Here is a 23,560-nt window from a genome sequence, read left to right on the forward strand (position 1 = left end):
TGAATCTTCTCTTCTGGACAAAACGCGAACCCCCCGTTCCATGGAGGAACAGGGGGTTCGAGTCGTTACGGAGGGATGACTATTCCGCGGGCGCCGGGGCGTCCTTTGCGGTCGCCGCCGGCCTGGCGGGTGCGTTGATGCGCATGCCGTAGAAGGAGCGGTGCACGAAGAACATCGACACCAGGAAGAAGACGCCCGCGATGGCGAGACGCGTCGACTGCGAACCGATTTGCTCCGCGAGCTCCACGGCGAGAAGACCGAAGAGCGTGGTGAACTTGATGACCGGGTTCATGGCCACCGAGCTCGTATCCTTGAAGGGATCGCCGACGGTGTCACCCACGACGGTGGCATCGTGCAGGGCGGAGCCCTTCTCCTTCAACTCGACCTCGACGACCTTCTTGGCATTGTCCCAGGCGCCGCCGGCATTGGCCATGAAGAGCGCTTGGAACAACCCGAACAGAGCAATCGAGATCAGATACCCGATGAAGAAGAACGACTCGGCGCAAGCAAACGCCAGGGTGCCGAAGAACACGGTCAAGAAGATGTTGAACATGCCCTTCTGCGCGTACACCGTGCAAATCTCGACGACCTTCTTGCTGTCCGTAATCGAGGCCTTCTCGACGCCTTCCAGCTTGATGTTCGCCTTGATGAACTCCACCGCGCGGTACGCGCCCGTGGTCACCGCTTGCGTGGACGCGCCGGTGAACCAGTAGATCATCGCGCCGCCGGCAATGAGCCCGAGCAAGAACGGCGGGTGCAGCAGCGAAAGCTTGTCCAGATTCGCCGACAGCGGCACGCCCGTGGTGACATTCGTCGTGAGAACCACGACGACGGAGAAGATCATCGTCGTGGCACCGACCACGGCGGTGCCGATGAGCACCGGCTTGGCCGTCGCCTTGAAGGTGTTGCCGGCGCCGTCGTTCTCCTCGAGGAAGTGCTTCGCCTTCTCGAATTGAACGTCGAACCCGAACTTCTTCTTCACCTCGTCTTTGACGTCGGGAATCTGCTCGATGACCGACAGCTCGTAGACCGACTGCGCGTTGTCCGTCACCGGACCGTACGAGTCGACCGCGATGGTGACCGGCCCCATGCCCAAGAACCCGAAGGCCACGAGCCCGAACGCGAAGACCGCCGACGCATCCACCGCGCCGATGGTCATGAGCGCGCCGAGGCCCTGCATGCTGACCCACCAGGCCGTGCCCATCAGTGCGACCAACACGAAGCCGAGCCAGTACGCGCTGTAATTGCCCGCCGTCAGGCCCGATAGAATGTTCAGCGAGGGCCCGCCTTCACGCGACGACGTGACGACCTCACGCACGTGCCCCGATTCCGTCGACGTGAAGACCTTCACGAACTCCGGAATGATGGCGCCCGCGAGCGTGCCGCACGTGATGATGATCGAAAGCTTCCACCAGAGGGTGCCGTCGCCCAGATTCGGAATGAGCGCGTTCGACACGATGAAAGTGAGAATCACGCTCACGATCGACGTGATCCACACGAGCATCGTCAGCGGGTGCTCGAAGTTCATCTTGTCGGCGTTGGCGTAGCGACCTTTGGCGATCGCGTCGTTGATGAAGTACGACACCACGCTGGCCACCACCATGACGATGCGCATGGCGAAGATCCACACCAGGAGCTGAACCTGAACGGGGATGTTCGCATGCTGGCCGGTCGGGTCTTTGACGGCCAGTAGGATGAACGAGATGAGCGCGACGCCGGTGACGCCGTACGTCTCGAAGCCGTCGGCGCTGGGGCCGACCGAGTCGCCGGCGTTGTCGCCCGTGCAGTCGGCAATGACGCCCGGATTTCGCGCGTCGTCTTCCTTGATCTTGAAGACGATCTTCATCAAGTCCGAACCGATGTCGGCAATTTTGGTGAAGATGCCGCCGGCGATGCGCAACGCCGAGGCGCCGAGCGATTCACCGATGGCGAAACCAATGAAACATGGGCCGGCGTAGTCGCCCGGGATCACCAGGAGGATGCCGAGCATGATCAAGAGCTCGACACTGATGAGCAACATGCCGATGCTCATGCCGGCCTTGAGGGGAATGGCGTAGCAGGGGAACGGCTTTCCGCGCAGCGCGGCAAACGCAGTGCGCGAATTGGCAAACGTGTTCACCCGTATGCCGAACCAAGCAACGGCCGAGCTGCCGGCGATGCCAACGATGGAAAACAGCAGAATGATGATGACTTGCAGCGTCTTTCCCTCGGCGAAGTAGTTCTGCATGACGCCGAAGTACACGACGATGATCGCGCCAATGAAGGCCTCGAGGATGAGGATGAACTTCATCTGCGTGACGAGGTACGTCTTGCACGTCTCGTAGATGAGCTCCGAGATGTCCTTCATCGACACATGGACATCTGCATTCTTGAGCTGTGTGAAAACAATGAGTCCAAAGACCAGGCCAAGGATGGCCACCCCCACACCGACAGCGAGCAGACTCGCCCCGGATAATCCGAAAAAGGAAGCGATGTGAACATCGTCCAATCGAGGAACGATGAGGTTCGCTTCACCACCGCCATGATGAGACTGCGGAGCTGAACCTTCTTGCGTCGCAGCTGCCAGCGCAAGCGGTGAACTGCAAAGTAATGCGATAAACGTGACTACGGCACTAATCGTGGATAGCGCCTTCGTCAGCGCATCCTTCGAGAACCATGCGGATTTCATGCAGAACCTCCGAGGGAAGGCCGCTTGACCCGGCACGAGCCGATGGGCGCGAGCAAAGTCGAAGACATGCCTCGTTCTCGAGGGGTTGGCCGTCTGACCTGTCTTTCAGACGCTTCAGCACGCCTCGTCTGCCTCGCTCTGGTCCGAGGTGCCCCGGCAGACCGAGGTAGCCCTTGGACAGTACCAGTAAGCTACCTCGAAGTAAATGCGGCAGAATTTCGTACACCAGCACGCTTCAGCCGCACGCGCACGCTTGAGACGCCTTATTTTCCGCCGTTTCAGTGTGCGAGCCGCCGCCGGCCGATGTAGCCGAGGAGCGCAAGAATCAACAGCGCGCCAATCACGCTGCCGATGATTCCCGACGTCCGCAATTGGAACATATCGCCCCCACCGTGGAGCAGGCTTCCGACGAAGCCTCCGATGAACGAGCCCACCACGCCAACGAGCGTGGTCATCAGAATGCTCAATTTCTGCTCACCCGGCATGATGGCTCGGGCGAGCAGTCCGACGATAAAACCGAAAATCAGAAATAGGAGAATGCTCATGGACCGACTCCTTTTTCGAACGAGCCGGTCGAGCAAGTTCAATGCCTCAAGTATCCGCAGTCAGCGGGTGTGCCTTCCACCAGTTCAGCGCACGCCGCATCCGCCACTCCGCTTTGGGGTCCGGTCCACAATGGCCACGCGTGTAGCCGGATAGCCGTTGGACTTGAGGCAGCTTCTTACAAGCTTCGAACGAATCGTGCATTCGATGCAGTCCCGCCCGCAGGCAACGCGTGCGATCCTCCACCAAGTCTTTGCCCGTCCATTGTTCGGCGGTGCGACCAAAGACCTGCACCTGCAAAATGCACCAACTTCGACCGTTGTCGCCGCGGATGGTTCCCAAGTCCACCTCTCGACGAAATCCGGATTCGTACGAGGCGACCGCGGCAAGCAAGAGCGCTGTCTGGGCCCTCCCCTGAGGGCCTTCGAATAGCGGCTGTTCATTTGAATCGAGAACCACCTCGGCTACGTCGTGCGCGATACTGGCGTAGCGTTCGGTAGCGGCCTGTTCCCCCTCACGATGTTCCGCGGGAGGATTCCACGCGGTCATCGCCGTTACGAGCCAAGCGGCTAAGGCGTCGATTGTCATAGGGGCGCATTAATAAGCCCCTCCTTCTCGAGCAAAAGAGGGCTGTGCGAGCAGTTCAATCCATTCAGGCTGTACAAAGTGCCACTGACCGGAGCTCGTCCTCCGATCGGTCGGGGATGGTTTGATAGGGATCCTCCCGCGTTGGGGGCGAGACCACCCATAAGCTCCGGAGTCCACAGCCAGAGTAGTCTCATGTATGTATTTATGCTTCAAAACTGCATCGAGCGACCGGTCGGCTTCGATAGGAAGAGCCGTGTTTTTGACGCTAGAGCCGTTGGCACGGGGCTTTTGCCCTCGCATGGACTAGGAATACGCGCGTGAAGTTCGTCGACAGTTGCGAAGTCAAAGTGGTGGCCGGCCGTGGGGGAAATGGCTGCGTCGCGTTTCGTCGTGAAAAGTTCGTCCCGTTTGGCGGTCCGTCGGGCGGTGATGGGGGCAAAGGCGGGGACGTGGTGTTCGTCACGGACGAAGGCCTGTCGACCCTGCTCGACTTGATTTATGCCCGCACATTGAAGGCCGACGACGGCGAGCACGGTCAGGGAAAGGACTGCTACGGCCGGGGGGGAGAAGACCTCATCGTCCGAGTCCCCGTGGGCACCGAAGTCTACGACAAGGTCACCGGCGAGCGGCTTTTCGATTTGGATACACCGCAATCGCGCACCGTCGTTGCCAAGGGCGGCCGCGGCGGGCGCGGGAATATCCATTTTGCGACCCCGCAGGATCGTGCGCCGCGGCGCGCCGAACCGGGTGGCGAGGGCGAGGAACGCGAGCTGCGTTTGGAGCTCAAAGTGCTCGCAGATGCTGGGCTTTTGGGCTTTCCCAACGTTGGAAAATCCACGTTCATCCGTGCCTGCTCACGGGCTCGGCCCAAGGTGTCGGACTATCCGTTTACGACGTTGGTGCCCCATTTGGGGGTCGTGTCCGTCGGCGAAGATGCCAATTTCGTCATTGCCGACATTCCCGGTTTGATACCGGGCGCTGCCCAGGGTGCCGGGCTCGGGGTGCGCTTTTTGAAGCATGTGGAGCGCACGCGCGCCCTGCTGCACCTCATTAGCGTCGACCCCGGTGAGGGGCGCGACCCTATTTCGGATTACGATGCATTGCTCCATGAATTGCGTCAATTCGATCCGGAATTGGCCGATCGACCCACCGTGGTGGCCATGAGCAAAGTGGATTTGCCCCACGTCCAGGAGGCATTCGGTCCGGCCAAAGAGCATTTCCGCGCGCGGAACATCGATTTGCTCCCTGTCTCGGCCGCCACCGGCGAGGGCGTGCGCGAGGTGCTCATTGCGCTGCACCGGCTGATCAAAGACATGAAACCGGAGTGACGCGGGCATGAAGACCGAGGAGCCCACCCCGAGACGCCTGCGCAAAGCCCGCGCGGAAGGCGACAGCGGGGCGAGCTCCTATGCCGCGGGATCGCTCGGCTTTTTGGCGGCGGTGATGACGGCTCCCGCGGCCGCGTACGCGTTGAAAGATTGGGCCGTGGAGGCGCTGCGCCGGGCCATTGGCCGAGCGGGCGAAATCGATCCGCAGGTGTCGCTCGATGCATGGGCGGTCGGTCGGCCCGTGCTCCTCTATGCGGTACCGTTGCTCGTCGTGGCGGCGGCGACGGCGGTCACGGCCACGGTCGTGCAGACCGGGGGCGTCATGACCGCGAAGCGGCTGGCACCCGAGCTGCGACGCATCAATGTGCTCGAGGGCGCGCGGCATCTTTTCTCGCGCGAGCATGCCTTCACGGTGGGACGCGCCTTTTTCTCGGCGGCGCTCATCGGGTCGTTCGCGTACGCGGGCCTGCGCGCGCACGCCGCAGACATGGCCGCCTTGGCGGGGCGCGTCCCGTACATTGCACCGGCGGGCGCCACCATCGCGCTTCGCCTCGCGCGTAGTGCCGCGGTCTTGGGACTCGCCGTGGGCGCGCTCGATTTGGTGGTGCGCCGGCGCTTCTGGCTCACGCGCCTTCGCATGACGAAGTCGGAGGTCGAGCGCGAACGCAAGGAAAGCGAGGGCGATCCCGAGTGGAAAGCCGCGCGCGCCCGCGCCCATCGCGAACGCATGATGCAAGCCACACGCGCCGAGCTGCGCGAGGCCGCAGTCCTCGTCGTGGGACGCGCCCTCGCCGTGGCGTTGCGCTACCGCGAAGGGGACCGCGCCCCCATCGTCATCGCGCGCGACGAAGGAGCCCGCGCCGAAGCCGTCGCTCAAACCGCGCGCGCGCTCGACATTGCCATCGTGGAGGAACCGACACTCGCCGCCGCCCTGGCCGGCATCACCGTCGGCGACGAGATCCCGTCATCGCTCTACGAAGCCGCCGCAGAAGCAATTCACCAGGCGCGCTCACGCTAAGAGCGCGAGACGTTGACCGAGTCGCGGAACAAGGCCGCTTCGTTGCCGCGGTTCACGCGGGCGAACAGCTTGGCCAAGAACGCGAGGCATGCGCGCACGGCTTCGTTGTCCTCGCTTTCGCGGGCGCGGGCCAATGCGTCGAGCCCCTCGAGCAGCGCATCGTCGTAGCGGCCCGCGAAGGAGAGCCCCACGCCCAGGGCAAGCGCCGCCTGGCATCGCTTCTGCGGCGGCGCACCGTCGGCATCGCGGCGCGCTTGCTTGAGCGTGCGCAGGGCATCGCCCACCTTGCCGCGCGAAAGGCGCGCCATGGCGTGCATGCGGTTCGCCAGCGAATCGCGTTCGCCGGTGGCCTTGAGCCCTGCGCTCCACCGCTCGAGCGACTGCGCATCCCCGCCGAGCAGCGCTTCCTTCGCCAGCTGCGTCAGGCGCGCCGCCAGCGATTCGGCGTCGCCGGTCTCGATTTCCTCGGGTTCGGCCTCGCGGACCGAACGCGGAAGCGGCGTGGTCACGGGCGGGATCACCAGCGGCAGCACCGCGCGCATGCTGCGCGACGGCGGCACCTGCCCGCCCTTGCCGCGCTTCCATGGGTTGTCCATGTCGAGCGGCACGCCGAGCACCTCGACCCCCGCTTCCGACGTGAGCCTCGGCTCCTGCGTGTTCAAAAGGCCCTCGAGCGCAGCGCGCACGCTCGCATGCAAGAGCACCTCCCCTCCCCGCGCCACCCGCGAAAGCGCCAGGGCAATCACGAGAGGCTCACCCCACGCGAGATCCGCGCGGCGGGCGCCCGACGACGAGGTGGCGAGCGGCTCCATCTCGCCTTGCGCGATGCCGCAGGCCCACGTTTCCTCCTCGGGCGGCGTGTCCTCGTCGGCCGTGATGGCGAGATGAATCGCCTCCTCGATCGCATCCGAATCCCACGCAAAGGCAAGGCTCAGCGCCGCCCAGGAGACCAACGTTGCCCCGAGGGCCTCGGCGCGCTGCATCAACTCCCGCGCCCGCGGAAGATAGACGCGGGCCCCCGCCGCGGACATGCGGTAGCAAATGACGATTTTTTCCGCCATCAAACCCGGATGCGCTTTTTCAGCGCGGCCAGCTCGTCGTCGATGTCGGACTTACCTGCGCCGTCGCTGTTACCGCCACCACCCCCGGTCCCCCGCTCCAAGTCTCGGAACCGCGCCTCGAGATCGCGCGTCTTCTCCGTGTTGCCAAGGGCTTCTTCCACCTCGGCCATGGCGCTGTTTTGCGCCTCGCGCCCCTCGATCTTCTCCTCCATGCGGCGGAAGTTCTCGAAGGCGTTCGACCCGCCGCGGGCGCCCAGCCCCTCGGTCCCCGAGCGCGCCTGCTCGGCGCGGGTGGCGATGGTCGACTTGCGCATCTTGATCTCTTCGAGCTTCTGCTCCATCCGCTCGAGCTCGGCCTTCATGTCCAGCGCGTGATTGTGCTGCTCCTGGCGCTGTCGCTCGGCATTCTCCGCCTCACCGCTCACGCGCTTCTTCTGCTTCAAGGCCTCACGGGCCAGGGCTTCGTCCCCGGTTTTGAGAGCGAGCTCGGCGCGGCGCTCCCATTTCGCTGCCTCGGCGACCAAGTCCTCGTGCTTCTTTTTGAGCTGCTTGGCGTTGGCCACCGCGGAGATGACCTCATTCCGGCCGCGTTTGAGCTGCTCCCCCATTTCCTCGACCGTGAGATCGAGGAGCTTCCGGTCATCCTCCGCTTTGTCGAGCAAACTGTTCACATTGCTCGAGATGACCTTACCCATCCGGTCGAAGATTCCCATGAGCTCACCTTATGTCTTCGCCGCCCGACTGCAACCACGTGCCCCGCGCGTTTTTGAGCGGTTCGAGCCTCGCACGCCGGGATAATATTAGCACCCAGCGGCCCCCGCGTGGGGGCATCGCGCAGGGGCTCCGTTAGCGGGGGCAAGCGGGACTCGGCGCAGGCGAAGCGGAGGTTTCCATGCCGACGTGCAAAGTATGCGAGAACGAAGTCGACCAGCTGGTGAGCGTCAAGGTCGCGGGAAAAAGCAAGAAGATGTGTGAAGACTGCGCGGACCGCGCCCGCGAGGAGGCCGAAGTCGCCGAGGCCAGCGAGTCCGTCGTGCAAAACATGATGGGCTTCAAAGGCAGGCGTTAAATCTCTCTTCCCGTCCACGTACACGTTCCCGTCCCCGTTCCCGAGCTCTTCTTCGGGATCGTGTACGGGAACGGGCACGGGAACGTGTACGGGAAGAGAAGATCGGATCCTATTACTGATTCTTGTTCATCACGTGGATGGCGTGGCCGAGCGCGTGCTGCGCCGCCTCCATCATGGCCTCGCCCAAGGTCGGGTGCGGGTGCACCGTCAGGCCGAGATCCTCGAGGAAGGAGTGCATCTCCAGGGCGAGCATGCCCTCGCTAATCAGGTTGCTCGCCTCCGGCCCGACGATGTGAACGCCGAGCAGCTCGTGGCTCTTCTTGTCGGCGACGACCTTGATGAAGCCCTCGGTCTCGTTGATGGCCATGGCCTTGCCGAGCGCGGTGAAGGGGAATTTGCCCACGCGCACGTCGATGCCGCGCTCCTTGGCCTGGGCCTCGGAGAGACCGCCGGTGGCGATTTCCGGATCGGTGAAGATGACACCCGGAATGGAGACCCAGTCCTTCGCCGCCTTGTGGCCGGCGATGATCTCGGCGACGACCTCGCCCTCCTTCGTGGCCTTGTGCGCGAGCATCGGCTGCCCGGACACGTCGCCCACGGAGTAGATCGACGGGATGTTCGTGCGGCCGTTCAAGTCCGACGGGACGAAGCCCTTGTCGGTCTTGACGCCCAGCTCCTCGAGGCCGAAGCCTGCGCTGTTCGGGCGCATGCCCACGGCCACGAGCACCGTGTCGACGACCAAGGTGTCGTGCTTGCCGTCGCCCAGGTCCACCTTCACGGCGAGTGAGCCGTCTTTGTTCTTCTCGTAACCGAGCGCCTTGGCGTTCTTGAAGATCTTCGCGCCGTGCTTCACGAGCTTGCGTTCGACCACCGCGGTGAGCTCCGGATCCGTGCCCGGGAGCAGGGTCGGCGTGGCCTCCACGACGGTGAGCTCCGAGCCCAGTTTCTGGTACACGGTGCCCAGCTCCAGGCCGATGACGCCGCCGCCGATGACCAGGAGGCGCTTGGGCACTTCCCTGAGGCTCACGGCTTCCTTGGCGCCGATGATCTGCTTGCCGTCGAACTTGAACGAGGGAAGCTCGATGGTCGTGGAGCCGGTGGCCACGACGATGGCGCGCGCATCGATGGTCTCTTTCTGACCTTCGCGCGTGGTGATTTCCACCGTGTTCGGTCCGGTGATGCGGGCGGTGCCGACGATGAGCTCGGCCCCGTTCGTCTTGAGCAGGGTGCGGACGCCGCCGGTGAGCTTCTTGACGATGCCGCCCTTCCAGTCCTGCATCTTCGGCACGTCGACGCGGACGTTGTCGGCCAAAAGGCCCATCACGGCGCCGTTCTTGGCCTTTTCGTACGTGTGGCTCGCGGAGATGAGGGCCTTCGACGGGATGCACCCCCAATTGAGGCACACGCCTCCCACTTCGTCTTTTTCGACGATGATGACCTTTTGTTTGAGCTGTCCCAAGCGGATCGCGCAGGGGTAACCGCCCGTTCCCGCCCCAATTACGACCGCATCAACCGTCCTCGTCGCCATCGATTTCTCCTTCTGTTCTTCGTGAGCCTTCTACGAGCTTTCGAGCTTACGAGATAGCGTCCCGACGCTGCTCGGCCAGATGCCAGGGCAGAACGGCGTACACGTCCTCGAACAAACTCTCGCGGGGAGGTGCCGGCATCGCCTCGACTTCGTTCACGGCTTCGCCGATCTCGAGGGCGAACTCCGCATCGAGCTTCGCGTCGACCCCTTCGTCGACGATACCGAGCACGACGAGGTGGCGCCGCAATCGGTCGAGCGGATCCTTTTTCTTCCACGCCTCGACCTCCGCCTCGGAGCGGTAACGCGTCGGGTCGTCGCTGGTGGAGTGCGCGCCGATGCGGTACGTGAGCGCTTCGATGAACGTGGGTCCCCCGCCCTCCCGCGCGCGCTTCGCGGCCGCCTCGATGACTGTGTAGACGGCAAGCAAATCGTTGCCATCGACGCGAACGCTGGGAATACCGTACGCACGGCCTTTGATGGCGATGGTGCGCGATGCGGTCTGGCGCTCGGTGGGAACGCTGATCGACCAGTGGTTGTTCTGACAAACGAGAACTGCCGGCACTTGGTAGCGTGAGGCAAAGACCATCGCGGCATGGAAGTCCGCCTCGCTGGTGGCGCCGTCGCCCATGAAGCCCACGGCGACGTGGGGCTCCTTCTTCATTTTCATCGCCCACGCGGTGCCCACGGCCTGGGGGATCTGGGTGCCGATGTTCGAGGACCAGCTGACCTGATTGACGCTGCGGCCCGAGTGGTGGCTGGGCATCTGCCGGCCCTTGAGCACGTCGCCGGAATTGCCGAACACTTGCGCGACGAAGGACACCAGCGGGAAGCCGCGCACGAGCATGATGCTCTGCTCGCGCAACGCAGGGAACACCCAGTCCGACGCCTCGAGCGCCAAGCCGGTGGCGATGGGCACGGCCTCTTGCCCCGTGCATGCGCCATAGAAGCCGACGCGCCCCTGACGCTGGAGCACGATCATGCGCGCATCGATGGCGCGGAGACGGCGCATTTCGCGGTAGGCTCGAAGGAGAAGCGCAGGATCGACTGGCTTGATGGCCGAGCGTCCGGCACCATAGTCCGCCGTGTCGTCGTCGCGCAGGACGCGGTGCAGCGCTAGGTCCGGATCGGAGGCTTGCGTGGCATCGGACATTTGCCCGCGGACTCTACATCACAGGCAATACCCGAGGTAACCCGGAAAGCCCGTGACGGTGCCCTTGCATGCGCTCCCAGCTTGGCAGCCGCCGTAGCCGGGTTCGTCTCGAACGGCGGACGCATCGAAAGGCGGCGGCTCGCCGCCCCTGAGATAGCAGAGGGTGCGGCAGATGCCGGCGTCGGGCGGCCCCAGGCAAGCCAGGCCGTCCGCGCAATGGTTCGCGAACGAGCACGGTTGCCCCACCGCTTTGCCGGGCGGCTGGACGATGTCGTTGCAGCGGTAACTGGTGCCATCGCGCTGCAGCAAGCACGTTTGTCCGGCGCCGCACGACTGGATGTGGAACGGCTTGCACGCTGGTTTGTACGAACACGCGTGGTAGAGGGGCGTTCGGCCGACGCCGCTGTCCTCGTTGGGGTAAACCAGGATTTCGCATACGCCCGGAAATCCTTCGGGAACGCTGGCTCCGCAAACGCCGTCGTCGTCCTGGCAGCAGTGCGGTGTGCATCGGGCCGTCGCGGCGTCGCCCGAGCACGCTGCACCGATGCACTCGAGGCCCGCGGCGCACTGGTTTGCACGGCCGGGGCAGCACGATGCGCCCGCGGGGCGGTTGCCGGTGCTGGCGCCGACGCACGCCGTGACGTAGCCCGCGTCGGTGCCTTGGACGATGCACTCCTGGCCTTCGGGGCAGTCCTGAAGGACGAGGTCGCACGCGGGTCCTTGCACCGCGCTGCAGTGGCCACGGGGACCGGAATCACGGCCGCCGTCGAGGGCTCCGTCCACGGTGGCGTCGCTGCCCGCGTCGCTCGGCCCATCCGAGTCGGAGCTCGAACAGGCCGCGAGCCACGCGCCGGCGGACCACACCGACAAGGTCGCGAGAAGGACGATGCAGCGATTCGCGTGCATGGGCTTACCCTCCGTCGTTGAGTCGTTGGCCGCACAAAATTTCGACGATCTGAAACTCCGACTTGTTGTCGATGCAGATGCGAAACGAGGGTCCCGCGTCCGCCGCGATGCAAGGGGCTACCTTTTCTTGGTACGCTTTGCACGGCCCACCGGCGGCGCGCAGGGTGCAGGCGCGGAAGTCGTCATCCCCCAGGGGTGAGAGCGGGCAGTTCGCAGTGCAGGCCTTGATCTCGCACTGCACCAGCGCCTGGTACTTGGCCGCGCATCCCGAGGCCGTAAAGTCGTTCGTCGCGTTCGCGATGCACGCGGCCACGTTGGGCAGCCGATGCTCGAGGCTCGTCTCGAGCAGCGCGGCTTGTTCTTTCGGTGTCGGCGTCTCGAAGATGCATGTGCTGCACTTCGCGTGCTCCGCCGAATTGCGAAACTCCTCGCACGCCTTCGAATAGTATTTGGCCGCGGTGTTGACCTCGCAGACCGAGTTGAAGGTATTCAGCTCGTCCCTGGTGCACGCGCCGCGGTACCACGCCGGAGGGCGCTCCCAATTCGGCTCGAAGTCGTTGACGCTGGCCGGAGCGCACGCGCTGCTGGCGTCGGAGCTGCCCCCGCCGCCGTCCAACGCGACACCACTGTCGGGCTTCGGTCCCAGCGGACCGGCATCGTCGCTGGACGACGAGCAGCCCGCCACCGTGCCGAAGACGCCGAAGACGCCACCGGCAACGAACGCGAGAGGGACGAGAACGAGACGTGAACCCCGTAGGGTCGAGAAGACAAAGCGAAGCACAGCGCCGGTTAGTTTAGTAAATCCGCGAGAACATGCACACTACGCAGGTGTTCCAGGTAGTCCAGGCGTACCGCATCGTCGTGGATCCGTCCCGACGGCAATTCGAAGGAGAAGTCCAGTTCGAGGTGCCGGCTCCCGGCTCTCCGGTAGACGTCGCGGTACCGACGTGGGTGCCTGGAGCTTATGGCTTCATGCGTTATGGGCGCGACGTGTTCGATGTCCACGCGGTCGAAACCCAGACCGGGACGCCCCTTCGCATCGAGCGGCGTGGGTTCGGCGGCTACCGCATCGAGGGAGCGGCCCGCTCGATCACCGTGCGTTGGCGGGCGAGCTCGTGCGATACGGCCTGGGGAGAGCTCGCCGGCTTCATCGAGGGGACGTGGGCCGTGCTGCTCGCCACCCGCTACCTCTTCGTCCCGGCGCATGTCGACGCGCCGTGCCGCGTCACCTACGAGTTTCCGCCCGGCTACGAAGTGCACCTTCCGCGCTCCGAGTACCCGAGCTTTCGCGCGCTGCTCGATGCGCCGGTCGTCGCCTGGAAAAGCGGCAAAGCTAGGGAGGGCGCCGTGACCCGCATCACGCGGCGATCCAAGGGCAAGGATCTGCACTTCGTCTTCCTCGGCAGCGCGCTCGGCTTCGAGACGGAAGCCCCGCGCTTCATCGACGACGTGTGCGCCCTCGCCGAGAGGTGCCACGACGTGTTCGGCTCGTACCCGTTCGACGCGTACACCTTCATTTTCGGCTTCGATCCGCGCTTTCACTGGGGGCTGGAGCACGCGGATGCGACGATGATCGGCCTCGGGCAGGACGTGTTCATCGACGAAGAGGCCCGCTACGCGGCGCTCCGGGTGAGCGCGCACGAGCTGGTGCACGCCTGGAACGTGTGCCGGCTGCGGCCAAGCGGCCTTGGAGAGGGCGAGCTCGACCTGGTTGCCGGGAGCTTCACCGATGGCCTGTGGGTCTCCGAAGGCTTCACGCGGTACTACGAGTTTTTGCTCCTGGCGCGTGCCGGCAAGCTCACGGCGTCGCGCTTTTTCAGCAACATCGCGCGCTACCACCGCGCCCTGACGGATCGTCCGGCGTACGCGCATACGGTGGTGCGCGATTCGTCGCGGGGGACGTTCATCAACCACAACGCCTACCCCGGCGCGCACGATTCGACGCTCGATTACTACGATCAGGGCATGCTCATCGCCTTCGATCTGGACGCGGCCCTTCGCCGGGCGGCACCGGGTGAGCGCTCGCTCGATACCGAGTTTCGCGCGCTCTACGATGCGTTCGCAGCGCGTCCCGCCGGCTTCACCAGCGAGGAGGCCATCGCGTTCTGGACTTCGCGCACGCCGGCCATCGAGGGCTTTTTCGCCCGCGAGGTCAACGCCGCCGCCGGTCTGTCCACACTGGAACGGCTGCGCGAGCTCGGTTTCGAAACGCGGACGACGACGACGTTCCGCATCGGGGCCATCTTGAAAGAGGGCGGCAATGTCTACGACGTCATCGACCGAGGCCCCGCCGCCCAAGCTGGCATCGCCGCGGGCGACGAGCTTCTGAGCGTGGACGGCTTCTCCTTCTCGACGAAGGCCCTCACCTGGGCCATCGCCCGTGGCACCGAAATGACCCTCGGCCTACGCCGCGGCCACGTGCAACGCCAGGCCATCGTGCGCCCGCGCTCCGAGGAGCGCCTGACCGCCCTCGTCTGGCACGGCGACGCCGCCGCCCTCGAGCGCCTTCGCAACTGGCTCGGCCAGCCAGATCTCACCTACGCCGACGGCGAGGTGATCCCGCTCGCGCACTACGACAATTTCCACGGCACCTTGGAAGCGATTTAGGGCGCTCCGTCGGCGCCAGCATCCCGCGGAAGGCCCACCGACCTGGGTCCCAGCGAGGGTCGGTTGTCTTCGCGCTCGCAGGAGCTGCAACCCGCGAGCGCGATCGAAAATCCGAGGACGACTGCCAGGAAGCGTTCAACCATCCGCGGGCGCATCGATGGATGCGTCGCCCGCATCCGTCGTACTGGCATCCCCGCCGCCATCGCCCGCGTCCGTCCCGCCGTCGCCTGCAATGGGCTTACCGCAGAAGGTTCTCGCAAACTCGACCAGATTACTGATTGGCTTGTTCTGGGCTTGCGTTACCGCAACTTTGTCAGAATCCGACCCACACGCGGTCGTATAGATGGCGTTCTCGCTGGCGCAGACGCCCCCTGCCCCGAGCACCTTGGCGTTGCATGCCGCGAGCTCGGCGCTGCTCCCGCACGTCTGGCACGCCCAAATGCTGCACGCGATGACGTTGTGGTACGCAACCACGCAGGTCTGGGAAGCTTCCCCCCGATAGGCCAGATAACCCGGCGTATTCGGGAAGTTGAGCATGTAGGCGCCCAAGGTCGAATCCCCCTGCTTGAGGCCGAACAAGCAATTCGCGCAAGCCGGGACGCTATCGAGGTACGAGTTGCACGCCGACTGAGTCGCCGTATTCGAGATGCAGTTGGTAAAAAACGAGGATAGGTTCTGTTCCGAACAGTCGCCCGTATCCTTGAACGATGGCCCGTACCCGGGGTAGCCGGTGGAGGGCCCGGCGCAGGCATCCAACGGGGCGTAGCTATTGCCAGTTCCATTGCACCCCACCCCGTATCCGCCCACGGCGATGAGCAAACACCCGCCGAGGACCAAACCACCTGCTTTCTTCCACATGACCACCTCCACCAATCTAACTAAGGATCCCTCACTATACGTGGGGACGCCGAAAAGACGAAGAGCACGACGTAGACCACCAGAAATAGGAGCTCCGCCTTCGACACGGATTCGGCGCGTGCGTGGAAGGCTTCCAGCTTCATCCCGAGATCGCCCATGTTGCGCACTGCGCCGGCGCGGTGAAGTTCCTCGATCACGGGTGAGATCCACACGCCTTCTAGCACGGCGAGGGCGCCCGCAAGCAGCGCTGCGCCCATGCGGGCGGAATCGAGGCGCTGGATTTTCGGCGTCATGAGCACCGAGGCCAGCTCGCGCGCCACCACGATGGCCGCACACGCCATGGCAAAGACGTCGAACCTTCGGAACACGAGGGTCATCGCGTTCGCGCTGTAGGGCGCGGGCACGTTGCGAAAGACCAGCGGGGCGCTGATGGCACCGAGCGCGACCAGACCACCCAGCCAAATCGCCCAGGCCAGCAACGCCACCGTACTGGCGCTCTTCTCCAGCGTGTGGTCCCTCATAGGTACATCCGGATCCCGTGGTCGGGATCGTGCGTACCGATCTCGAGCGCAGCTTGGGTGGAGGCCAGGATCATGGGCGGGCGCTTTTGAATCGAGACCTCCAGCCGGGCGTGGGCGATCTTCGTGTTGAGGCAATAGGTCATGGGCGTATCGGGATTCGGGTAGTGCAGGCCGACGAAGTCGTCGTCCTCGGCCCAGAGCTCGCCCTCGATGCGCGCGAGCTCGCCGTGGCCGCGAAAGCTCCAGCGGCGCATGCCGATGGTGCCGCGGTTTTTCATCATCTGCATGACGCCGTTCAAGTCGTAGCGCACACCGCGATGGCGCAGGCACAAGATGGTGCTCACGGGCGTGAGCACGGGACCGATTTTCACGCGGGCGCTGGTCCCCTCGAACATGACGTCTTCGCCCCCCGTCCACGAGTTGCAGTGGCCCCAGGCGTACGTGTGCGCGTTGCGCTTGCCCCAGTTGTGCCCGAGCAGGGCCGGCCAGCCCTCGACGTTCACCGATTCGCCGCCCACGTCGATGGTGCCGTAAACGCGCGCATCGGGAAGCAGCGAGACGAGCTTGGAGCTGGGAAACGGCCCCTCGTACATGAACGTGCGCGGGAAGTGCAAAAGCGGCGGCCCGTTCGAGGCGAGCGTGAGATCCCAGCCCACGGAGCGATTGCCGCCCTCGAGGCGCCCCCGGGCGATGCGCGCGTCGAGGGTGACGCCGTCGATGCAGATATCGAGCTCGCTGCGCGAAAAGCGGGCGCGCTGCAAAGGCACCTGCTGCTTGACGGCGACGTGGCCGCGATCGCGGTCGAAAAAGATGGCCCACGCCTCGGCGACGGCCCGCGAAGCATCGTGGCGCCCGGCGTAGATCGTGTGGCGAACCCACAGGGCGCGCCGGCCGCTGGGCTCGTTGGCCTTGAGGAAATAGCTTTCGACGTGCGGGCGAGGCAACGCAGGATCGAAGCGCGCGCCGGAGTAGTCCTTCTGCATGGGGGCGGATTTAGGCATCGGTGCGCCGCTCAGTCACTCCGTCACTCGATGGGGGCCGCGCTGCAAGCGCTGGAGGGCATCGGCTCGCAGCTCGGGATCGACCGCGTCGTCGGGCAGCGCGGCGATGGTTTCGCGCAAGTCGACCAGGCGGGCGCGCCCGGCGGCCACCACCGCGGCCGAACGCGTTTCGCGCTTTCCGGCGCCGAGATCGCGCGTGATCTCGGCCTGCGCGCGCGGGTGGCTCATGCGGGCCAGCGCGATCTTCGCGTGGAAGGCGCAGGTGTCGCGCAGCCATTTTCCCGCGCCCCACGCGCGGCGTTCGAGGTGCGGAACGAGCTCGCGCAGCTCGAGTTCTCCCGCGATTTCGACGGCCTCGCGCTCGTCTTCCTTGTCCGCGCGGAGCTGCCCGCGCACCACGCGCTCGATGATCTCGTGCCCCGTGTCGTCGCCCGTCTTGGCGAGGAAGATGGCCGCCACCACACGGACTTGGCGCGCCGGATCGTGCAGCATCTCACGGGCGCGCGGACCGAGCTTCGTCCACGACGCCGCCCGCGCCGAGCGGGTGCCGTTGCACGACGGCGGCGGCAAGTGCTTCGCCGTCGTGTCGATGCGCTCTTCGGCGATGCGCAGCGCGATGTAGCGAACCGCCGCGTCCTCGTCCGACGTCGCCTTCTCCAGGGCCTCGAGCGTGTCGTCTTCTTCCTGCGAAACGCGGCAGAACGCGATGATGCCTTGGTAGCGCACCTCGGGCCGGCCGTCGCCGAGCGCACGTCGCAAGCGGGGCAATGCGCGCACGTCGCCGATTTCGCCCAGGGCGTTCAGAGCCATCTGCCGCACGTGGAGATCGGCATCTTCCACCGCGACGAGCAACGCGCTCAACGCCTCGTTTGCACCGAGATCGCCCAGCGCCACGGCGGCGGCCGAGCGCACCTCCGGCGCCGCATCCGAGGCAAGCGCTTTCTCGAGCAGCGGAATCGCCCGGGTGCGCACGGCCGCATCGCCCTGGGCATGGCGCACCAGATCGGCAATCGAGGATGCACGCGTGGAGGGCCGTGTCGATTCGAGATCGCGCACGGAGGCTTCGAGGTTTCTGGCGAGCGGCGGCGTCAGCATCTCGGTCTTTCTCGTCTTGCTCCCTTTTACGTCCGTTCGGCCCCTGCCGCCAACAGCATGGATGCGCTCGTGACGAAGACCGCGAGCGCCCCCACCGTGAGCACGTGCGGCGCGCGAAGCATGGCGGCAACCCCTTGATCGAGAACGTTGCCCAGGGAAACGCCATCGTGCGGTCCGAAACCGACGAACGCGAGGGCGGCCTCGCTCACGACGATGGCCGAAGCCGTTGACCCCAGCTGGACTTTGACCACACCGAGCAGATTCGGCAGGACGTGGTGCCAAAACACCCGCGGCGGCGTCTGGCCGAGCGCCACCGAAGCATCGACGAACGCCGCCGCCCGAAGCACGCGCGCTTGCGCCAGCGCGAGCCGTGCGAACGGCGCCCATGCGGTCAGCGAGAAGACGAGCCCCAGGTGCCATCGCGTGGGGCTGCGCACCGCCGAGAGCACCACCAGCGCGAGCAGAAATGTGGGGAAAGCCTGCAAGAGATCGCACGTGCGCGCCACACCGCTTTCGAACCTGCCGCGCGCAAACGCCGCCGCCGCACCGAGCGGCGTCCCCAGAACGAAGCCACCGAGTGCCACCAGCACCGCGAGCACGATGCCCCGAAGCTCCGCATGGGCCGTGAGCGACAGCAAATCGATGCCCCCCTCCCCCGATCCAAACGGCCGCGCCACGCTGGGCGCCATCCAGGCCAACGTGGGATCGAGCCGGGTCGGTGAGCCATGGCCAAAAAGCACCACCCCCGCCGAAAGGAGGAAAATCAGGAGCAGCGGAAGCGCCTTCACGACCGCACCCGCGGGTCGATGGCCGCATGCACGGCGCCGGCAATCGCTTGCGTCGCCACGAAAAGCGAGCCCGCGGCCACGACGGAGGCCTCGAGCACCGGCAGATCGCGCGAGGCGTACGACTCGAGGATCAAGGTACCGAGCCCCGGCCGCTCGAAGAGCCGCTCCAGCACCACGGCACCGCCGAGGAGCGCACCGAGCTGCGTCCCAATGGTGGTCACGATGGGCCCCGAGGTCGCGGGCAGCCCGTGCAGGAACCACGCGCGCGCGAAGCTTCCCCCTTTGGCCCGCACCACCGTCAGAAACGGCGCGCCGCTCACGTCCTGAAGGGCCGCACGCCCGATGCGCGCCACGTGCGCGGAGAGCGGCACGGCCAGCAGCGCGCTGGCAAAGACGAGCCCGAGAAAGCCCGCATCGGGATCCCCCGGCAGCGGAAGTACGCGCCAGCGCACGGCGAACACGTAGGTCAGGAGCGGCGCAAACGCGAGCAGCGGGGTCGATGCCACGACGACGAACGCGCGCTCTACGTGACGCCGCCCCGCACCGAGCCAGGGCCCTACGGCGAGCACCGCGGAGGTGATTCCCACGACCGATCCCATGGCCACGGCCAGCCCGGCCAGCTCGCCGGTGGGCCCCAGGGCCTCGAAGACGCGGGCCGCCGCACGCACGCCGGGCCGGCGAAGGGAGTCGCCGAAATCGAGCGTCAGCAGGCCGCGCAAATAATGTGCATACTGCACATAGAGCGGCCGATCGAAGCCCAGACGCGCACGCAGCGCAGAAAGCTCCGCGGCGCTCGCCTGGTCACCGAGGATCAGCGCTGCGGGATCGCCCGGCAAGGTGCGCAGGGCCAAGAAGACCAGCGACGCGAGGACCACGAGCAGCGCCACGGCTTCGGCGCCGCGCCAAGCCATCGCGACGAGGCTGCGCGTAAATGAAAAGGAAGCGCGGGACGCCGACTTACCCGCCGCCATCGGCGGAGGCGTCTCCCGCGTCGGTCCCGGCATCCGTCACACCGGCGTCGCCCGCGTCCACACCTGCATCGGGCTTCGGTGACGAGGCATCGATGTCGGGCGGCTCCACCACCGATCCGGGCTGGCACACCAGCGGATTGTTCGGCAAGGGCCCGGCGTCCAGCGTTCCGCCGACGATGGGAACGCAGACCTTGCGAGACTGATTGCGGTCGAGAATCTGCGCGAAGTACGGAGCCTCGCCCGGAGCGGCGCACCGGTACTCGGCGCGGCAGTCCGAATCGGAATCGCAGTGCTTCACGCAGAAGCTCTTTGCAGAGCGCTGGCTTCGGTCACTGTAGGGGCAACCGTCCACGGCCGCGTGGAACTGCACGCAGGCGGCCTCGTCAGGACACCTGTCCGGTTGGCAGTTGAACACGGTGCAGTACCCACCAGGCTGCGAATTGTCGCAGAGCCGGTCGCCCGAGGACGAGCAGTTGGTGGAGACCGTGCAGCTGTCACCGATGGAGGGGGTGCACCCGGCCGTTGCAATGAGCGCGGAAAACAAGATGCTAAGGCGGCGAAAAAGCATGAGCCGCGCCGACCGTAGTCGCGTCCCGGAAAAGCAGCAACAGGTCTTGTTTGACACAACGGGAATCGACCCGTAGGTTGCGCAGCAAACGATCATGTCGACGTACATCACGGCGGACTGCATTAATTGTGGAGCATGCGAACCGGAGTGCCCGAACGAGGCCATTAGCGAGGGCGACGAGATCTACGTCATCGATCCGGAGCTCTGCACCGAGTGCGTTGGGTTTCACGACCACGAGGCCTGCCAGGCCGTTTGCCCCGTCGAGTGCTGCCTTCCCGATCCGAACCACACCGAGGACGAGAAGGTGCTTCTCGAGCGGGCGCTTCGCCTGCACCCGGAAGATGAAGAGCTGAAGAAGGCGGCCTCGGCGAACGAGTTCGCGTCTCGCTTCCGCAAGTGAGGCGGTTTCCGGGGGCCAGAGCACATCTCGGGTTTCTTGGCTTGGGTGCAACCGCCGTTTGCCTCGGCGGCTGCGCGGGCGGAGCCCCTTTGTTGCACCCCGCACGGGCTTTGGGTCCCGGAGAGGTCCGCGCTGCGGGAGGCTTGAGCGGCCAGATCGCGGTGGGCTCCGCAGCGGACGATCTACGCGTCGCACGCGACCTATCCGCCGCCGGTCCCGAGCCGCAAGGCCAGCCGGGCACCAACCCGGCCTACGCGAAAGGTGCCCTCGTCGCCGCGGCGATGGGCCCCGGCTTGGCACCGTATGTCTCGGCGCGCGTCGGCGTCGGATCCGGCGCAGAAGGCGGCATCACGTACACCGGACGGGCCGCGCGCATCGACATCCGTAAGGCCTTCGACTCCGGTGCGTGGTCGTACTCCGCCGGCGTGGGCGTCTCCGTCCCGTTCTACGGGCAACAGCAAGGCAGCACGCTCACGAACGTGGACCTCGAAAGCCTGCGCGGCTACGGCGCCGACGTCCCCCTTCTCGTGGGCTGGGAAAGCTCGGGCGGGATTTACAAGCTATGGGCCGGTCCCCGCGGCGGCTGGGAGCACGTCTCCATCGGGGCCCTGACCACGGAGCAGAAACCCTCGGCCCCTGGACCGGATCTCTCCGCCGATCGCTTCTACGTCGGCGCCGTCGCCGGCCTCGCGGTGGGCTTTCGCCATGTGCACGTGGCCCTGGAATTTGCCGGCTCGTACACGCACATCAACGGCGAGTACAACTCCAACAAGGTCACCGTCACCGGCTTCGCCCTCACCCCGGCGAGCTCGCTCTGGTGGACCTTCTAGAAAGAGGCCCCTGGGACCTTCTACACTTGGGCTTGCTTGAATACATACATTCATGAATGTATGTAATATCCATGAATGAAAAACTGCTGCTTTCGCCCCTCGCCGCACTCGGGCTCATCGAGAAAAGCTTCTTCGAGCACCTGGGAAAGCTTTCCCTCGGCGGCGAGGAGTCGTCGATTCGGGACCGCATCCGGGGTCTTGCGCCGAAGACGCGGCACCTGATCCACAACGAGCTCGATGAGGGCAACGTCGGCTTCACCTTGCTGGCCGTGGCGGCGTACGACGTGCTCCTGCCGCAGCTTGGCTCCGAAAAAGCGCTGCACATCGTCGACGCTTGCCTCAACGAACCGCTGCGCGCGTGGGTTCTCGAGGGCACGGCGGGCATGCTCGACGCGTCCGCCGACCCTTTCGAGGCCATCACCCAGAGCTCGCGCGAACGCGAAGAGCATTATTTCGGCCCCTCCTTCGCGTTCGAGCGGCCCGTCGACGACGGCTTCGGCTACGTGCTCAACGTGCGGCGCTGCCTCTTTCACGAGACGCTGCGCGCGCTCGAACGAACCGAGGTGCAGCCCGTGCTATGTCGCTTCGATCTCAACTGGATCGATGGCATCGACCCCGCGCGCCATCGTATGCGCTTCGCACGCCCCAGCACCTTCGCCACGGCGGACCTTTGCCGCATGTGGTTCATGCGCCTCGAGGGGCCGATGCTCCTGAAAAAAGCCCATGCCAAGACGAACCCCTGAAGACGCTGCCAAGACCCGCGAGACCATCCTCGATGCGGGCCTTCGTGTCTTCGCGGAGCTGGGCTTCGCGGCCGCCCAGCTCGAAGAAATCGCGAAGCGGGCCGGCGTAACGCGGGGAGCGTTCTACCACCACTTCACGAACAAGGCCGATTTGTACGGCGCCATCTTGCGCGAACGATGGACCAGCGTGATGGCCCCGGTGCTCGACGTTCTTTGCACCGAAGGAGAGCCCGCGGCGAAAATCCATGGCTTCGTGGCCAGCTTTCTTCGCGCGGTGCAGACGGATCCGCAGATGCAGGCGCTGATGCAAATGAGCCTCTCGGGTGACCTTTCGCTTCCCGATTTTCGCGACGACGCGGGCATCGCGCACAAGCAGGGCGCCCTCGAGGAGCTGACGATCTCTCTGGCCAAGGTCCTGGAAGCTGCAGGCCACTCCGCCGACGCACTCGATCGGGCGCGCACCATCGTCATCTTTCTGAACGGCGCCGCGGTGTCGGCGACCTTGCATCCTGCGTCGGTATCGGCCGCGCCCGAGCGCCTCGCCGCGTTGTTCCTCGACGGGGTGCTTTAGCCGAGCACGCGCTCGACGATTTCGACGACGCGGGCGGCGACGGTGCGGTGGTTGTCGCGCCATTGGATGCGGCCTTGGCTGCCGACGACGTTGGTCACGCCCAGTACGGCAACGCAGGGTACGGATACGGCGGCGCAGGCGGCGGCCACCGCGAAGGCCTCCAGGTTTTCAACGTCCGCCCCGCTGCGCTCGGCCAAGGCGTGGGCGAGCCGATCGTCGGTCGCGATGCCCAATGTGCCGGCGACGATGGCGGGGAGGCATCCGCCGGCGACGAAACGTTCCACCCAGGCCGGGTCGGTTGGCGCATGCGTCGCCATCGGCGGCGGAAGCGCCGCTTGATCCTGCGCCACCCCGGCGTCCGCCAGCACCGTGCGGGTGGCAACCACGACCGCACCCGCCGCGGGCGCGCGGCCCGGATACACGCCGCAGCTTCCCACCAGAAGAACCGCCGCCGGCTTGGCCGAGGCCAACAAGGCACCGGTGGCGTGCGCGGCCGTGACGAGGCCTACGCCAATGGCGCGGGCATCCTTGCGATAGCGTTCCGAAAATGGCTCGAGCTCCGGAGGGAACGCAGCAAGGATGAGCATGTGATCTTGGATTGCGTGAGGGGGCATACCCGTCTACCCTTAATCGTCGTGTCGGCTCGGACTCGAATTTTATCGATCGCGGGACCCCTTTTTGGGGTGCTCAGCGTTGGCTGCTCGGCCAATATAGCGGCCTCCTCGGAATCAACCGACGCGGAAGCGAG

Annotated in this window: 25 protein-coding genes; 8 read left to right on the forward strand and 17 right to left on the reverse strand. The window is 65.5% G+C overall.

The annotated features are described in order from the left end of the window. Positions 1-79: 79 nt before the first annotated feature. The 3 genes from LZC95_24615 to LZC95_24625 all read right to left on the reverse strand — a co-directional run bounded on the left by LZC95_24615 (position 80) and on the right by LZC95_24625 (position 3,553). Positions 80-2,566, reverse strand: coding sequence for a sodium-translocating pyrophosphatase (locus LZC95_24615; protein WXB00219.1), 2,487 nt, complete (start codon positions 2,564-2,566; stop codon positions 80-82). A 380-nt stretch (positions 2,567-2,946) separates the two neighbouring features. Then, a complete protein-coding gene (locus LZC95_24620) occupies positions 2,947-3,213 on the reverse strand; it encodes a GlsB/YeaQ/YmgE family stress response membrane protein (protein WXA99985.1) in 267 nt (88 codons plus the stop codon). A 46-nt stretch (positions 3,214-3,259) separates the two neighbouring features. Next, positions 3,260-3,553 carry a hypothetical protein gene (locus tag LZC95_24625; protein WXA99986.1) on the reverse strand — a complete coding sequence of 98 codons (294 nt, stop codon included), beginning with the start codon at positions 3,551-3,553 and terminating at the stop codon, positions 3,260-3,262. Positions 3,554-4,116: 563 nt separating this feature from the next. On the opposite strand from LZC95_24625, the gene obgE reads away from it, so the two are divergent. Both obgE and LZC95_24635 read left to right on the forward strand, forming a co-directional pair. Next, entirely contained in the window at positions 4,117-5,127 is a 1,011-nt protein-coding gene (gene obgE / locus LZC95_24630; protein ID WXA99987.1) for a GTPase ObgE, read from the forward strand. Positions 5,128-5,134: 7 nt separating this feature from the next. Further along, positions 5,135-6,145 carry an EscU/YscU/HrcU family type III secretion system export apparatus switch protein gene (locus LZC95_24635; GenBank protein ID WXA99988.1) on the forward strand — a complete coding sequence of 337 codons (1,011 nt, stop codon included), beginning with the start codon at positions 5,135-5,137 and terminating at the stop codon, positions 6,143-6,145. Here LZC95_24635 and LZC95_24640 read toward each other — a convergent pair. Together LZC95_24640 and LZC95_24645 are read right to left on the reverse strand one after the other, a co-directional pair. Beyond that, entirely contained in the window at positions 6,142-7,206 is a 1,065-nt protein-coding gene (locus LZC95_24640; GenBank protein ID WXA99989.1) for a hypothetical protein, read from the reverse strand. The genes LZC95_24635 and LZC95_24640 overlap by 4 nt on opposite strands. Continuing rightward, a complete protein-coding gene (locus LZC95_24645) occupies positions 7,206-7,919 on the reverse strand; it encodes a PspA/IM30 family protein (protein ID WXA99990.1) in 714 nt (237 codons plus the stop codon). Before LZC95_24645 ends, LZC95_24640 begins: the two co-directional genes overlap by 1 nt. A 179-nt stretch (positions 7,920-8,098) precedes the next feature. Between LZC95_24645 and LZC95_24650 the strand changes: the two genes are divergently transcribed. Then, positions 8,099-8,275, forward strand: a complete 177-nt coding sequence (locus LZC95_24650) for a hypothetical protein (GenBank protein ID WXA99991.1) — start codon at positions 8,099-8,101, stop codon at positions 8,273-8,275. A gap of 112 nt (positions 8,276-8,387) precedes the next feature. Here the strand turns inward: LZC95_24650 and lpdA are convergent, their stop codons facing one another. From lpdA to LZC95_24670, 4 genes are read right to left on the reverse strand one after another with little or no spacing between them, the layout of a single operon-like run. Beyond that, positions 8,388-9,803 carry a dihydrolipoyl dehydrogenase gene (gene lpdA, locus LZC95_24655; protein WXA99992.1) on the reverse strand — a complete coding sequence of 472 codons (1,416 nt, stop codon included), beginning with the start codon at positions 9,801-9,803 and terminating at the stop codon, positions 8,388-8,390. Between the two features lie 46 nt (positions 9,804-9,849). Continuing rightward, positions 9,850-10,953: a thiamine pyrophosphate-dependent dehydrogenase E1 component subunit alpha gene (locus tag LZC95_24660; GenBank protein WXA99993.1), complete on the reverse strand. Its 1,104-nt coding sequence runs from the start codon at positions 10,951-10,953 to the stop codon at positions 9,850-9,852. An 18-nt stretch (positions 10,954-10,971) separates the two neighbouring features. Further along, a complete protein-coding gene (locus tag LZC95_24665) occupies positions 10,972-11,859 on the reverse strand; it encodes a hypothetical protein (GenBank protein ID WXA99994.1) in 888 nt (295 codons plus the stop codon). 4 nt (positions 11,860-11,863) lie between these two features. Next, positions 11,864-12,640: a hypothetical protein gene (locus LZC95_24670; GenBank protein ID WXA99995.1), complete on the reverse strand. Its 777-nt coding sequence runs from the start codon at positions 12,638-12,640 to the stop codon at positions 11,864-11,866. Positions 12,641-12,672: 32 nt separating this feature from the next. Between LZC95_24670 and LZC95_24675 the strand changes: the two genes are divergently transcribed. Further along, positions 12,673-14,466: a PDZ domain-containing protein gene (locus LZC95_24675; protein WXA99996.1), complete on the forward strand. Its 1,794-nt coding sequence runs from the start codon at positions 12,673-12,675 to the stop codon at positions 14,464-14,466. A 135-nt stretch (positions 14,467-14,601) separates the two neighbouring features. Here LZC95_24675 and LZC95_24680 read toward each other — a convergent pair whose 3' ends face one another. From LZC95_24680 to LZC95_24710, 7 genes are read right to left on the reverse strand one after another with little or no spacing between them, the layout of a single operon-like run. Beyond that, positions 14,602-15,324: a hypothetical protein gene (locus tag LZC95_24680; GenBank protein ID WXA99997.1), complete on the reverse strand. Its 723-nt coding sequence runs from the start codon at positions 15,322-15,324 to the stop codon at positions 14,602-14,604. 20 nt (positions 15,325-15,344) lie between these two features. After that, the gene (locus LZC95_24685; GenBank protein WXA99998.1) at positions 15,345-15,845 is read right to left on the reverse strand and encodes a DUF4149 domain-containing protein; all 501 of its coding nucleotides are present in this window, start codon (positions 15,843-15,845) and stop codon (positions 15,345-15,347) included. After that, on the reverse strand, positions 15,842-16,828 hold the full coding sequence (locus LZC95_24690) for a hypothetical protein (GenBank protein WXA99999.1): 987 nt from the start codon (positions 16,826-16,828) through the stop codon (positions 15,842-15,844). The genes LZC95_24685 and LZC95_24690 overlap by 4 nt, the downstream gene beginning before the upstream one ends. Positions 16,829-16,861: 33 nt before the next feature. Further along, on the reverse strand, positions 16,862-17,941 hold the full coding sequence (locus LZC95_24695) for a HEAT repeat domain-containing protein (protein ID WXB00001.1): 1,080 nt from the start codon (positions 17,939-17,941) through the stop codon (positions 16,862-16,864). Positions 17,942-17,967: 26 nt separating this feature from the next. Further along, positions 17,968-18,729: an ABC transporter permease subunit gene (locus LZC95_24700; GenBank protein WXB00002.1), complete on the reverse strand. Its 762-nt coding sequence runs from the start codon at positions 18,727-18,729 to the stop codon at positions 17,968-17,970. After that, positions 18,726-19,640, reverse strand: a complete 915-nt coding sequence (locus LZC95_24705; GenBank protein ID WXB00003.1) for an ABC transporter permease — start codon at positions 19,638-19,640, stop codon at positions 18,726-18,728. The genes LZC95_24700 and LZC95_24705 overlap by 4 nt, the downstream gene beginning before the upstream one ends. Before the next feature lie 46 nt (positions 19,641-19,686). Further along, positions 19,687-20,268: a hypothetical protein gene (locus LZC95_24710; protein ID WXB00004.1), complete on the reverse strand. Its 582-nt coding sequence runs from the start codon at positions 20,266-20,268 to the stop codon at positions 19,687-19,689. Positions 20,269-20,362: 94 nt separating this feature from the next. Between LZC95_24710 and LZC95_24715 the strand changes: the two genes are divergently transcribed. The 4 genes from LZC95_24715 (at position 20,363) to LZC95_24730 (ending at position 22,812) form a co-directional block, all read left to right on the forward strand. Then, positions 20,363-20,668, forward strand: coding sequence for a YfhL family 4Fe-4S dicluster ferredoxin (locus LZC95_24715; protein ID WXB00005.1), 306 nt, complete (start codon positions 20,363-20,365; stop codon positions 20,666-20,668). A 143-nt stretch (positions 20,669-20,811) separates the two neighbouring features. Continuing rightward, positions 20,812-21,498: a hypothetical protein gene (locus tag LZC95_24720; protein ID WXB00006.1), complete on the forward strand. Its 687-nt coding sequence runs from the start codon at positions 20,812-20,814 to the stop codon at positions 21,496-21,498. A gap of 71 nt (positions 21,499-21,569) precedes the next feature. Next, complete coding sequence (locus tag LZC95_24725) at positions 21,570-22,241, forward strand: L-2-amino-thiazoline-4-carboxylic acid hydrolase (protein ID WXB00007.1); 672 nt, start codon at positions 21,570-21,572, stop codon at positions 22,239-22,241. Then, positions 22,222-22,812 carry a TetR family transcriptional regulator gene (locus LZC95_24730; protein WXB00008.1) on the forward strand — a complete coding sequence of 197 codons (591 nt, stop codon included), beginning with the start codon at positions 22,222-22,224 and terminating at the stop codon, positions 22,810-22,812. The genes LZC95_24725 and LZC95_24730 overlap by 20 nt, the downstream gene beginning before the upstream one ends. Here LZC95_24730 and LZC95_24735 read toward each other — a convergent pair. Further along, positions 22,809-23,426 carry a hypothetical protein gene (locus LZC95_24735; protein ID WXB00009.1) on the reverse strand — a complete coding sequence of 206 codons (618 nt, stop codon included), beginning with the start codon at positions 23,424-23,426 and terminating at the stop codon, positions 22,809-22,811. The two genes, LZC95_24730 and LZC95_24735, sit on opposite strands and share 4 nt — an antisense overlap. Positions 23,427-23,560: the final 134 nt, after the last annotated feature.

This window comes from Sorangiineae bacterium MSr12523 (assembly GCA_037157775.1).
Taxonomy (GTDB): Bacteria; Myxococcota_A; Polyangia; order Polyangiales; family Polyangiaceae; genus Pendulispora; species Pendulispora brunnea.

What these genes read in the sequence shown, in the direction of transcription:
- LZC95_24665 (WXA99994.1), bottom strand. Translation starts at nt 11,859, where the DNA reads ATGCACGCGAATCGCTGCATCGTCCTTCTCGCGACCTTGTCGGTGTGG.
- LZC95_24705 (WXB00003.1), bottom strand. Translation starts at nt 19,640, where the DNA reads ATGGCTTGGCGCGGCGCCGAAGCCGTGGCGCTGCTCGTGGTCCTCGCG.
- LZC95_24695 (WXB00001.1), bottom strand. Translation starts at nt 17,941, where the DNA reads ATGCTGACGCCGCCGCTCGCCAGAAACCTCGAAGCCTCCGTGCGCGAT.
- LZC95_24710 (WXB00004.1), bottom strand. Translation starts at nt 20,268, where the DNA reads ATGCTTTTTCGCCGCCTTAGCATCTTGTTTTCCGCGCTCATTGCAACG.
- LZC95_24620 (WXA99985.1), bottom strand. Translation starts at nt 3,213, where the DNA reads ATGAGCATTCTCCTATTTCTGATTTTCGGTTTTATCGTCGGACTGCTC.
- LZC95_24680 (WXA99997.1), bottom strand. Translation starts at nt 15,324, where the DNA reads ATGTGGAAGAAAGCAGGTGGTTTGGTCCTCGGCGGGTGTTTGCTCATC.
- lpdA (WXA99992.1), bottom strand. Translation starts at nt 9,803, where the DNA reads ATGGCGACGAGGACGGTTGATGCGGTCGTAATTGGGGCGGGAACGGGC.
- LZC95_24645 (WXA99990.1), bottom strand. Translation starts at nt 7,919, where the DNA reads ATGGGAATCTTCGACCGGATGGGTAAGGTCATCTCGAGCAATGTGAAC.
- LZC95_24660 (WXA99993.1), bottom strand. Translation starts at nt 10,953, where the DNA reads ATGTCCGATGCCACGCAAGCCTCCGATCCGGACCTAGCGCTGCACCGC.
- LZC95_24725 (WXB00007.1), top strand. Translation starts at nt 21,570, where the DNA reads ATGAATGAAAAACTGCTGCTTTCGCCCCTCGCCGCACTCGGGCTCATC.
- LZC95_24635 (WXA99988.1), top strand. Translation starts at nt 5,135, where the DNA reads ATGAAGACCGAGGAGCCCACCCCGAGACGCCTGCGCAAAGCCCGCGCG.
- LZC95_24640 (WXA99989.1), bottom strand. Translation starts at nt 7,206, where the DNA reads ATGGCGGAAAAAATCGTCATTTGCTACCGCATGTCCGCGGCGGGGGCC.
- LZC95_24735 (WXB00009.1), bottom strand. Translation starts at nt 23,426, where the DNA reads ATGCCCCCTCACGCAATCCAAGATCACATGCTCATCCTTGCTGCGTTC.
- LZC95_24685 (WXA99998.1), bottom strand. Translation starts at nt 15,845, where the DNA reads ATGAGGGACCACACGCTGGAGAAGAGCGCCAGTACGGTGGCGTTGCTG.
- LZC95_24730 (WXB00008.1), top strand. Translation starts at nt 22,222, where the DNA reads ATGCCAAGACGAACCCCTGAAGACGCTGCCAAGACCCGCGAGACCATC.
- LZC95_24690 (WXA99999.1), bottom strand. Translation starts at nt 16,828, where the DNA reads ATGCAGAAGGACTACTCCGGCGCGCGCTTCGATCCTGCGTTGCCTCGC.
- LZC95_24715 (WXB00005.1), top strand. Translation starts at nt 20,363, where the DNA reads ATGTCGACGTACATCACGGCGGACTGCATTAATTGTGGAGCATGCGAA.
- LZC95_24650 (WXA99991.1), top strand. Translation starts at nt 8,099, where the DNA reads ATGCCGACGTGCAAAGTATGCGAGAACGAAGTCGACCAGCTGGTGAGC.
- LZC95_24675 (WXA99996.1), top strand. Translation starts at nt 12,673, where the DNA reads ATGCACACTACGCAGGTGTTCCAGGTAGTCCAGGCGTACCGCATCGTC.